Below are 10658 nucleotides of genomic sequence, written 5' to 3' on the forward strand. Positions count from 1 at the left end.
GGCGAACCAAAATCACACCCCGATGTTTCGAATGCAAGAGGCTTCTTCTGCGCATGTCCGTTCAGGGGCATTCGCGACTGAGCCGGGCGGTGCTCGCTACTAATCGATGTCCGCTTCGGTCCCGATAGTGCCCGGATTTGTGCAGAAGCAGCAAATGACGCGAGGGGCCAAAAGGCGAAATCGTAGGCTTGGCTTGATGGGGAGGCAGCCAACTGAGGCGGGAAACCTGTTAAGCCATACGTTGAAGTCGAAGGCCGTTTCGCCCAAGATCCACATTAAGCCGACAAGCCGCTCGGTAGCAAAATCGGAGATGCGACACATCATGTTGAGTAACTCATTGGTGAGCCTCGCCCGGGTCTTGGTCGCAGTCACATTGATGCTCTTGATCAGCGCCATCCTACACGATCCACTCAACGCCGCAGAAGCCATTAGCGTCGCCGAAAGCGCTCCGCCGATCCTGAGCAAGGTCTCGGAACAAAGCGTTCATTTCGACGTGGACGGGCAGAAGGTAGTTGGTACGCTGACACTGCCGACTGACGTCAAGTCTCCGCCGACGATCCTGATATTGCACGGCTTTGCGCCTCTGCGCGATGGACTCCCGGTTAGCGGCACTCAGGAAGGCTTTTTCTCTCGCCCGGCACGCCTGTGGGCGGAGCGTGGATACGCAAGCCTGCGGATCAGCACGCGTGGGGCAGGTGGATCGGATGGAAAACTTGAAGATATGACGCTTGAGGGCCGCATCGCGGAAACGCTCGCGGCCTTGCGATGGCTCGCGGAGCAACCCGATATTGATCACGACCGCATCGGAATCGTTGGTTACAATCAAGGAGCGATCATGGCCACGGCTGCGGCCGGCCGCCTCAGCGCGACAGGCCAGGTAAAATCAATCGTCCTTTGGCTACCAATCGCCAATCCGATCTACCAATACACAGCACGCGCCGGCACGGAAAAGTTCGAAACCGGGCTAGAAAGGCATGGCGGCGAACTTGTCGAGGTCAAAACGCATTCTGGCGCAATCAGGCCCTTGAAACAGGCCTTCTACAAAGACGTCTGGACGCTGAGCCCGGCCGCGGAAATAGTGCCCTACAAAGGTGCCATGCTCGTGGTGATGAGCAGTCGTTATAGGGATGCTCCACTTGAACTCGGGCAAAGCCTCCTTCGATATCACTCCGGCAAGCACGAATTGCTCAGCATCAATATCGATCAAGGCCTTGGTGCGTCTCAAGGCCCAACCGCCCTAGACGATTTGGCGCTTCGCACGCTTTCGTGGTTCACTAAAACAGTCGTCGATTGACTCCATAGCGCCGCGGCGGGATCGCCGTCACCGCACAGCGTCGTTGCAAGATTTCTGCTGTTCTAGCCGGCATGGGGCGGGGGGAGAGGTCCGCTTTGGGTCACAAGCGGCGGTCGAGGCAAGCACACCCCGTCGTCCGGTTTACCGCCGACAGCCGACACCACAACGGCTTAAGCGCTGTTCGGCTTGGGGCCAGCAACTGCCATTGAAACATGACGGCACGATTTTGTATTCGATCCCGACCTGGTCTCTTCCTGATGCCCCAAAGTCTATTCTGGTTGAAGAAGACGCGTGAGGCAGCGAAATGCTATCGGAACCAATTGCTTATTGTTTCTACCGTTATCGCGGGCTCTTCCGTCACACTTGGATCGTCGCGACTTTCACAATCGCTATGGTTGCCGCTCCACTACCGGCTTCAGCGACACCAAATGTGTCAGCGTGCGGATATCTCGCTGATCTAATCGATAAGGCACCGCCAGGGCCGTTGTTCCTGCCCAGCTATCCGACCGTCGAATCGGGACCTCTGCATGGCGCCGCCTACCTCTACGACAATGCGGTAGCCGCCATCGCATTGGTCGGTTGCGGTGAGCAAGACAAAGCGTATCGGATTGGCTCGGCGATTCTCTGGGCCATCGACAACGACCGCACCTGGCACGATGGACGGCTCAGGAACGCTTACGCCACGGGTGTGGTGGCGAATGGCCCCGTCAAACTTCCAGGGTGGTGGGACAATACTCAGAACAAATGGTTAGAGGATCGATATCAGGTAGGCAGCGATGTTGGTAACATGGCATGGGCCATGTTGGCGTTGCTGTCGATTGATGATGTGAACACCGGCTCTCGGTTCCGCGATGGTGCAGCACGGCTTGGCGCCTGGGTCGCGCAATGGGCCGATACGCGCGGTACTGGCGGTTTCACGGGTGGTACGTTTGGGCACGAACCGACGCCGGAAGTGCGGACGTGGAAATCGACTGAACATAATACTGACCTCGCCGCCGCGTTTGGCCTTCTTGCGATCCGTACAGGCGATTCGCGCTGGCGCGATAAGGCAACGGTTGCTGAGTACTTCGTAAGTACGATGTGGGATCCGGCATGCGCGTGTTTCGCCGCAGGTACCGCTGAAGACGGTGTCACGCACAATCCGATTTTGGCTCTGGATGCCCAGGTCTGGCCTTTAACGGCGCTCCCCGGAGCGGCCGGGAAATTTGCACCGGCAATGACGACCGCCGAACGGCGAATGAGTGTCGGCGAGGGCTTTGCCTACGGTGAAGACCGGGACGGCGTGTGGACCGAAGGGACGAGCCAAGTGGCCCTCTTGATGAAATTGCTCGGCAGGACTGAGAGGGCAGAGTCGTTGATCGCTGTCATCGAATCCCAGAGGTCGCCGGATAGCGGGTTCTATGCCACAACTGTCCGCGAGTTACCGACCGGGTTCGTGCTGGACACCGATCCGACCAAGCCGCGACTCTATTTCCGATTGTCACATCTTGGCGCAGCTTCGTGGGCTGCCCTCGCGGAACGTGGGTTCAATCCGTTTACGCTGACAAAAGGACTTCCGTAGTTGAGCCGCAGTGCTTCTCGTCCCGGCCGTTTCGGTCTGTTTTGATTTCGATATGTCCGCAAAGGGTCATTCGCGACTAAGCTAGGCAATGCTCGCTTCCAATCGATGTCCGCTTCGGTCTCGATAGCGACCGCTTTTGAGCAGACGCAGCAAATGACGCGAAGGGCCAATAGGCGACATCATTCGATCACCCGTGGGCGCGCGAGCAGCATCGGTGTCCACCGGGAGGCCAAGCGCGTTGGCCATTTTGAATTTGACAGGCAGTTGGACCGGCAGATCGGCAAGATTGGCACCCCGGAGGATGCGGTCGATGTATCCTGTCGCCTATTGAAAATTGTTCGAACTACGACCCAGGTCGGACTACTGAACGTCGCGACCGGCTTCCTCACGCGGCGCCAATGGAATGTTCCAGGGAAGTCTTTCGATATTTCCGAGCGGTGTAGTTTGATTCGAGAGGAATATCACAGCGCGCAATCCGTCAGTGTAATAGGGATCGCCGGTGAGGTTCGTGCGCGGTGCGGAAGCCGGGGCTGCACCAACGCCATCGACGTAACCGTATCGTTCGACAAATCCGGACAGCAACATGTCCTGCAGCATATAAGCGCGGTCAAAATCGACGTCGGGCGCGACTTTATGGGTGGTCAAATTCCATGTCTGAGTAGTGAGGCGCACTCCGATATCCCTGCTTACCTGCCCGATCCATACTCTTCGTCCCTCAAACGTGTACGGCGTAAGCCAAAACCGTGCATGAACGCGTTCATTTATTGTCGATCGGGCCTTTTGCAGAACGAAGTCTTCCCTGCGATTGAAGACGTACAGCGGACTCACTGGAGAAGTCAGAAACTGATCTCGGAAAATGAAGGCCCGCGCAGTTTCCATGTCACTTGCGAAATCGAGTTGCCTGGCGAGATGCCAGCCACGGGAGATGAAAGGAACAATCGGACTTTGCCGGTTTTCGACAATGACGAGATTGAGCGGATCGCCGTTGCGCGTGCCGTCAGCGTTGGTTGTGCAGCAGGCCTGCTTCGCAAACGTCGTTCTCAATGACTCAAGATCGAGATCGTTGATCTTCTTGCCAGGATAGATGATATCAGTGCCAATGTCAGTACCGACAAACTTTGGTCCCGGGACGGGCAACGCAAACTCAAAGGTCTCAACACGTTTCGGCCCGGCTATGACGATATGGGCATATTTGATGCCAGCGTCCAGGATGCAATACATAAAACCGGTCGTTTTCGAGTGGGCCGGGAGGACGTTTGCAATTTGGTGGCTCAGAAAGAACTCGTTGCGCGCACGATTGGCGGCAAAGGACATCAGGCCGCGAAATCGATAAGCAACCTCGTATGGTGAATAGTAATCTGGGTCCGTCGCGACGGGAATGAAGGTGAGTTGGTCATCGGTCTGGTTCTCGATTGATAGCCAGACGGGTTGAATGTTACGTCTGGCAAGATTTTCGCCAAAGAACTGGCGACTTTCGCTCTCGCCGAGTGCGCTGGCATCCACCTTGATTCCAGAGGCAGACTTCTGCTGCGCTCGAGCCATGAAAGTCGAGGTGTCACTTGGATCTGGGGTAAACCCGAATGAGTTGACAACGGCGAGCATCGCCGCCAACGCAATCACCAGGATAGCAGCGACAAGGATTTTTCGCGTCCGAGAGTTCTTCATAGCCAGCTCCCGCAATCGCAGTTCGAGAATATCCGTTTGGCAATGCAAGCCTCGTTTTCTCGAACTGTCTTCGATTCCTGGCGCGCGGACTCTCAGGAAAAATCGAGCGTCCCGCGCTCTAAGCCTCTAAAGAACTCCTAAAAGCACCAAAACGAGAGTATCGAGATAGCGGCAGGCAGAGCATGGCCGCAGATGCCGCACCTTTAAGATATCAAATCATGGTGCTCGGGCATGATGGAGACAGAGTGTCACGCTTCCATGTTGAGCTAGATCAATGAGGGCCGCTAAGGGTCACAAGCGGCGGTCGAGGCAAGCACACCCCGTCGTCCGGTTTACCGCCGACAGCCGACATCACAACGGCTTAAGCGCTGTTCGGCTTGGGGCCGGCAACTGCCATTGAGCATGACGGCACGATTTTGTATTCGATCCCGACCTGGTCTCCCTGATGCCCCAAAGTCTATTCTGGTTGAAGAAGACGCGAGAGGCGCAGTGCTTCTCGTCTCGGCCGTTTCGGTCTGTTTTGATTTCGATATGTCCGCAAAGGGTCATTCGCGACTAAGCTAGGCAATGCTCGCTTCCAATCGATGTCCGCTTCGGTCCCGACAGCGCCCGCATTTGTGCCGGAGCAGCAAATGACGCGAAGGGCCAAGTGCAGACATCAACAAAGGCGTGCAACAGTTCGGCAAGCGGTCCGAATGACGCACGTTCAAAGCTCGTTCCAAGCGAAAGGGCACAGCACTATCCCGCCCACCGTTCCAACCTGTGCCGCCGTGCGTTAGCTGCCCTGGGATGAAGAGATACTCGCGTCCCGCGTTATCGAACCTTGGCGAAGGCCTCGATCTGCACAAGAAAATCCGGGCTAGCCAATTGCTGCACGGGGACTGTCGCACTCTTCGGCGACGGCGGGCCGAAATAACGCTGCCGCAAATCGGCGTATTTATCGAATTCGACGGGCTCTGTAACGTGGCTGACCGTAAAAATAATGTCCTTGACCGTCGCGCCGCCGCCATTGAGGCAGGCACCGACGTTCTTGCCAACTTGTTCGATCTGCGCCTGCAGATCGCCTTTGCCCACAATATTGCCGTCCTCGTTGCGCGCGACCTGCCCCCCCACGAGGACCAAATGGCCGCCGTCGCGCAACGCGACCTTGGTCGTGGGCGGAGAAGCGGCGCACGGCGGCCCGACGATCTCCGGTGCTGGCAAATCTTTGACGATTTCCCAATCTTGGTCGGCGTGCCGAATACGCTCCTTCGCGCTTTCGCGCCACACCTGCATCCAATAGCGGTTGCGCGCCAAATAGAGCTTACCGTCGACGATGGCCCAAGCTTCAGGATCGACTATATCCTTGTGCGCCGCCTCGCCGTCCGACATTCCCATCGCACAGTAGCCATCGTATTGCGGCTCGTAATGTTTCGGATCTCGCGCAAAGAGATCGCGGTGCTCGCCGCTGACAAAGCGCCAATGCAATCTGTGCCACGAATACTCAAATTCGGGCTTGCCTTGAACGGGTTTTCCGTCAGTGAAATAAGCGACCGGGTCATAGCCGCTAATCGAGAGCCTCAGTTCATCGCCCCACGCCGTGCGGGCGAGGAAGGTCAAAAACAGGAGCGCGAGCAGCTTTATGCTCCGCTTCAGTCCAAGAAAAGAAGCCGTCTGCACGTCTTCCTCCGGACAACCGTCTTCCACGTTTCCGTGGCTACCCGATAGTACATCTGATACAATGTTCCTTCTTTGCGGTTAGGTCAACGGCTTGCCTTATTTTCGGGTGACCGATGGCTCAGATTTTAGACCTCGGCGCTCGGAACCGGAAACTCGCCGCCATTCTGCACGCGGATGTAGTCGGTTTCAGCCGCCTGATGGGCTTGGACGAAGCGGGCACACATCGAGTGCTCGGTGAGCTTCGGCGCGCCGTCGATCCGCTGATTACCTCACACGGCGGGCGGATCGTAGGTACAGCGGGGGACAGCCTCCTTGCGGACTTTTCGAGTATCGTCGACGCGCTAAACTGCGCCGTCGAGATCCAGCTGGCGTCTCGGGCCATCAACGACCCCATGCCGCCCGACCGCCGTCTCGAGCTCCGGATCGGTGTTAATCTTGGCGACGTGATCGTCGACGGCGGCGACATCTTCGGCGATGGCGTCAACATCGCGGCCCGTCTCCAGGCTCTCGCCCGGCCTGGCACCGTTTGCATCTCCCACACTGTTTACGAGCAGGTTAGAAATAAGCTCGATCTCGATTACTATCCGCTCGGCAGCCATCGTGTGAAGAATATCGCCGAGCCTGTTCGCGCTTACTTGGTAGGCGTCTCGGCCGTCCCAGGTCGGGCAGGAAAACAGCGGAGGCCGTTGGCTGCAGCAGCAGGGGTATGCGGCCTCGCTGCGGCGGGCCTCGTTGCATGGGCGCTTTACACGGGCGCGGGCCGAGATCTGCTGGGGTTGCCAGCGCCCAAGCCGGTCGAAGTCGCTGACCTTGCTGCGCCGCATCGTCTCGCCGGACGCCCCTCGGTGGCAGTCCTGCCCTTCAAGAACCTGTCGACCGACGCCGGCCAGGATTTCTTTTGTGCCGGGATCACCGAGGACGTCATCACCGCGCTCGGTCGCTTCTCGAACCTACTCGTCGTCGCCAAATCGGCGAGTTTTCAGTTGAAGGACCGAAACCTGGCGCCCGCCGAAATCGGGCGCCTGCTCAACGTTCGCTACCTCCTTGAAGGCACCGTTCGCCGTGCTGGCGATCGTCTTCGCGTCAACGTCGAATTGACCGAGGCAGCGACGGGGCGAAGCGTCTGGTCCGAAGCGTACGATGCCGAGGTTAAGGACATCTTTGATGTGCAGCAGGACATTGCACGGCGCGTGGTCGGCGCGGCTGCAGTGAAGCTCACCCGCTTCGAGCGGGACCGCGCTCTCGCCAAGCCTACCGAAAACCTCGCCGCTTACGAATATGTCCTGCGCGGGCGCGAGCACTTCTCGCGCGCGACCCGTGACAGCAACGACGATGCGCAGGACATGTTCCAGCGCGCCATCGATCTCGACCCGAGCTACGCCGCTGCTTACGCGGAACTAGGTTTGACGCTCATCGAGGCGGTGGCGTCGGGATGGACAGAATTTATCGCCGACGACCTCGCTCGTGCCGAAACGCTGGCGCGGAAAGCCCTGTCGCTGGATTCCGCATCGACCACTGCCTATCGCCTGCTCGCTGAGGTACATTTGGCGAGGCGACGTTTTGACCTCGCCCTAGGACAGATCGATCGTGCCCTCGAGATCAATCCGAGCGATGCCGAGAGCTTTTCGATGCGGGGTGCAATTTTGGTGTGGGCAGGCAGAGCCGCGGATGCTTTGCCCTGGCTTGAAGGCGCCCTTCGCCTTGATAACGTCAATGCCAGAGCGACCTTTCTTCTTGCCACGGCCTATTATTTCCTCGACCGCTACAGCGCGTCCGTCGAAGCCATGGACCGTGCCCTCGCCGGAAGTCTCGGACGTAACACCCAGGTTACGGGACGGTCTGTTTTGGCGGCCGCCTACGCAGAGTTGAATAGAGCAGCGGACGCTGAACGAGAGCGGAGCGCGGTCATGCGTATGGCGCCGTTTCTAGATGCTGAGCAGTTCGCCTCGCAATTCGGCACGCAGACAGCCCACGACCATATGTTGGAGGGTCTCAAGAAGGCTGAATTTCATTAGCAGGATCTTTGCTTCCCATTGGCCGATCCCTCGCTAAACCGGACAAAAAGTTGGCGCGAACAGGTAGTCGCCATTGGTCGGGACGATCAGCCGCACTGTATTTAGCGGCGGCACCCCGCGATCCGAATGTCGGCTCAGGGTCATCCGCGACTGAACCGGGCAGTGCTCGCTACCAATCGAAGTCCGCTTCGGTCCCGATAGCGCCCGCATTTGTGCAGAAGCGGCAAATGACGCGAGGGGCCAGAACCGGAAATTCCTCTGATTGGGGCCTCTTGCAGTTCTAGCTCCCGGGGAGGCCCTATCGGCGAGGCGATCCACAGGCCCGCAATAGGGTGTATAACGAGCCGCGGAGACTAGGGCCATGGCTGCGTCGGGGCAGGACCGCATCGAACGCCGGCTTGCTGCCATACTGGCAGCCGATGTGGCTGGCTACAGCCGGCTGACCGGAGTGGACGAAGAGGGCACGCATGTCCAGCTTCAGGCCCATCTGCGCGCTCTTGTCGATCCCAAGGTTGCGGAACACCGTGGTCGGGTCGTCAAGAACACCGGCGACGGGATGTTGGCCGAGTTTAGTAGCGTGGTGGACGCGGTGCGCTGCGCCCTTGATGTCCAGCACGGGATGGCCGAGCGCAATGCCGGCGTGCCAAATGAGAAGCGCATCGAGTTTCGCATGGGCATCAATGTCGGCGACATCATCATCGATCGAGGCGACATTTTTGGCGACGGCGTGAATGTGGCGGCGCGTCTGGAGGGATTGGCGAAGCCAGGTGGCATTTGCATCTCCGATGACGCGCACCGGCAGGTTCGGAGCAAATTCGATGTCACCTTCGAGGATGTAGGCGAGCGTCAACTCAAGAACATCGCACGGCCAGTGAGGGTCTTCCAAGTCGCTCTTGATGGTGCGCGACGCACCAAGCCAATTTGGCAGCCGCACAATGCGACGTCGGCTGTGCATCGCGCTTGGTGGAGCGCGCACGTCACGGCGATGGGAGCGCAGCCGTACTGATTTCCGCCGCTGTCGGCGCAGCATTATACTTCCACCTCGGCCGTATCCCCGTACAGCTGTCAGACCAGCTGGCAAAGCCGTCTGAGCGCTTCTCCATCGTCGTGCTGCCCTTTGCCAACCTGTCGGGTGATGCGAATCAGGACTATCTGGCTGACGTCATCAGCGACGAGCTAACCACCGGGCTCTCGCGTTTTCGGGACAGTTTCGTGATCTCCCGGTCAACTGCCTTCACTTACAAGGGCAAGCCAATCAACATGCAGCAGATCGGCAAGGATCTCGGTGTGCGCTATGCGCTGGAAGGCAGCGTACAGCCGAGTGGCGACCGGGTGCGCGTGAATGCCCAGCTCATCGATACCGAGAGCAATGCGCATCTCTGGGCTGATCAGTTTGACGAGAACCGGTCCGACCTCTTGCAGATGCAAGATGCCATTGTTGACCGCATCGCGTTTGCGGTCGGTGTGAAGATGTTCACTGACAAAGCGCAGAGGGCACAAACCCGCGCTGCCAATCCCAATGCGGAGGACCTTGCTTGGCGCTGCTACGCAACCTTAATGCGCGTGTCTTGGACGCCCGAACGCGATTCCGCCTACCGCCTGTGCGAGCAAGCGCTGCAGATCGACCCTGAGAACATTCGGGCACTGTCGTTGCTGTCATTCAAGTTCAGCCAACGCTCTGCCTTTTTTGCGGGTCACGATCGTGAGGCTGATCTTCGCCGCGCGGACGAACTTGCCTCGTTAGCCATAAAGATCGACCCTGACTTCTCCATGGCTCTCTCGGCCAAAGGCGATGTTCTACTGTCAACCGGACGCTATCGGGACGCGATTGATTCTTATCGGCGCGCCCAGATGTCAGTCCCCGTCGCCATTCAGCCTGGATTGGCTTTGGCCTACGTTTTTGTCGGTGAGCCGGATCAAGCCATCGCCTATGCCGACAGGGCGCTGCGGCTCAGTCCGCATGGTCCCGCTTCCATATGGCCAACATTTTATCTCGCTAAGGCCCTCGCATTCGGCATGTTGCAGGACTATGAGGAGGCGCTTTTATGGATTGAGCGGGCTGAAACTGCTGCTCCAGATATTCCACTCATGGGATTTACGCGATCTGCGCTGCTTGCCCTGGCGGGCCGAGAGGACGAGGCGCGCGCAACAATGCAGCGCTATTTGGCGAACGACAAAGCCCCTATCCGGACCATTTCTCAATGGTATGCTCGGGTCGTGGGAAAGCAATTTCCGTCCTATAGTCCGCTTCCCCTTGCGCGTCTTCTCTTATTCAGTAAGAAATTCGACGATAGCCTCCGAAAAACCGGGCTGCCGGAGTGATCAAGGCGGTTGCCCACGCGGATTAGGTGATCCAGAGGGCGGTTCGCCGCATGTCTCTTATGGGCCATGTGTGGACGACGCCCGCGTTGCAAGAAGAATCTGGCGTTCGGCTTGCGGTCGGGTGCAAGTCATGTGTCCGGCC

Annotated in this window: 7 protein-coding genes; 5 read left to right on the forward strand and 2 right to left on the reverse strand. The window is 58.4% G+C overall.

Translation table 11 applies throughout. The features are described 5' to 3' along the window. Positions 1 to 241 precede the first annotated feature (241 nt). Both SO156_RS35170 and SO156_RS35175 read left to right on the forward strand, forming a co-directional pair. Complete coding sequence (locus tag SO156_RS35170) at positions 242 to 1294, forward strand: alpha/beta hydrolase family protein (RefSeq protein WP_498537971.1); 1053 nt, start codon at positions 242 to 244, stop codon at positions 1292 to 1294. Positions 1295 to 1778: 484 nt separating this feature from the next. Further along, complete coding sequence (locus SO156_RS35175; protein ID WP_498537972.1) at positions 1779 to 2855, forward strand: hypothetical protein; 1077 nt, start codon at positions 1779 to 1781, stop codon at positions 2853 to 2855. A 360-nt stretch (positions 2856 to 3215) separates the two neighbouring features. On the opposite strand, the gene SO156_RS35180 is transcribed toward SO156_RS35175, so the two are convergent. Both SO156_RS35180 and SO156_RS35185 read right to left on the reverse strand, forming a co-directional pair. Beyond that, positions 3216 to 4520: an LssY C-terminal domain-containing protein gene (locus SO156_RS35180; RefSeq protein ID WP_498537973.1), complete on the reverse strand. Its 1305-nt coding sequence runs from the start codon at positions 4518 to 4520 to the stop codon at positions 3216 to 3218. An 813-nt stretch (positions 4521 to 5333) separates the two neighbouring features. Then, positions 5334 to 6179 (reverse strand): YHS domain-containing (seleno)protein, encoded by an 846-nt coding sequence (locus SO156_RS35185; RefSeq protein ID WP_498537974.1) that lies wholly within the window; start codon positions 6177 to 6179, stop codon positions 5334 to 5336. Between the two features lie 113 nt (positions 6180 to 6292). Between SO156_RS35185 and SO156_RS35190 the strand changes: the two genes are divergently transcribed. The 3 genes from SO156_RS35190 to SO156_RS35200 all read left to right on the forward strand — a co-directional run bounded on the left by SO156_RS35190 (position 6293) and on the right by SO156_RS35200 (position 10516). Beyond that, positions 6293 to 8194, forward strand: coding sequence for an adenylate/guanylate cyclase domain-containing protein (locus SO156_RS35190; RefSeq protein ID WP_498537975.1), 1902 nt, complete (start codon positions 6293 to 6295; stop codon positions 8192 to 8194). 361 nt (positions 8195 to 8555) lie between these two features. Further along, a complete protein-coding gene (locus tag SO156_RS35195) occupies positions 8556 to 9200 on the forward strand; it encodes an adenylate/guanylate cyclase domain-containing protein (RefSeq protein ID WP_498537976.1) in 645 nt (214 codons plus the stop codon). Then, complete coding sequence (locus SO156_RS35200) at positions 9158 to 10516, forward strand: tetratricopeptide repeat protein (RefSeq protein ID WP_498537977.1); 1359 nt, start codon at positions 9158 to 9160, stop codon at positions 10514 to 10516. The genes SO156_RS35195 and SO156_RS35200 overlap by 43 nt, the downstream gene beginning before the upstream one ends. The last annotated feature ends 142 nt before the right edge of the window (positions 10517 to 10658 follow it).

This window comes from Bradyrhizobium sp. UFLA05-125 (assembly GCF_059803515.1).

Coding starts and splice junctions, on each gene's coding strand:
- SO156_RS35180 (WP_498537973.1), bottom strand. CDS start 4,520: ATGAAGAACTCTCGGACGCGAAAAATCCTTGTCGCTGCTATCCTGGTG.
- SO156_RS35190 (WP_498537975.1), top strand. CDS start 6,293: ATGGCTCAGATTTTAGACCTCGGCGCTCGGAACCGGAAACTCGCCGCC.
- SO156_RS35195 (WP_498537976.1), top strand. CDS start 8,556: ATGGCTGCGTCGGGGCAGGACCGCATCGAACGCCGGCTTGCTGCCATA.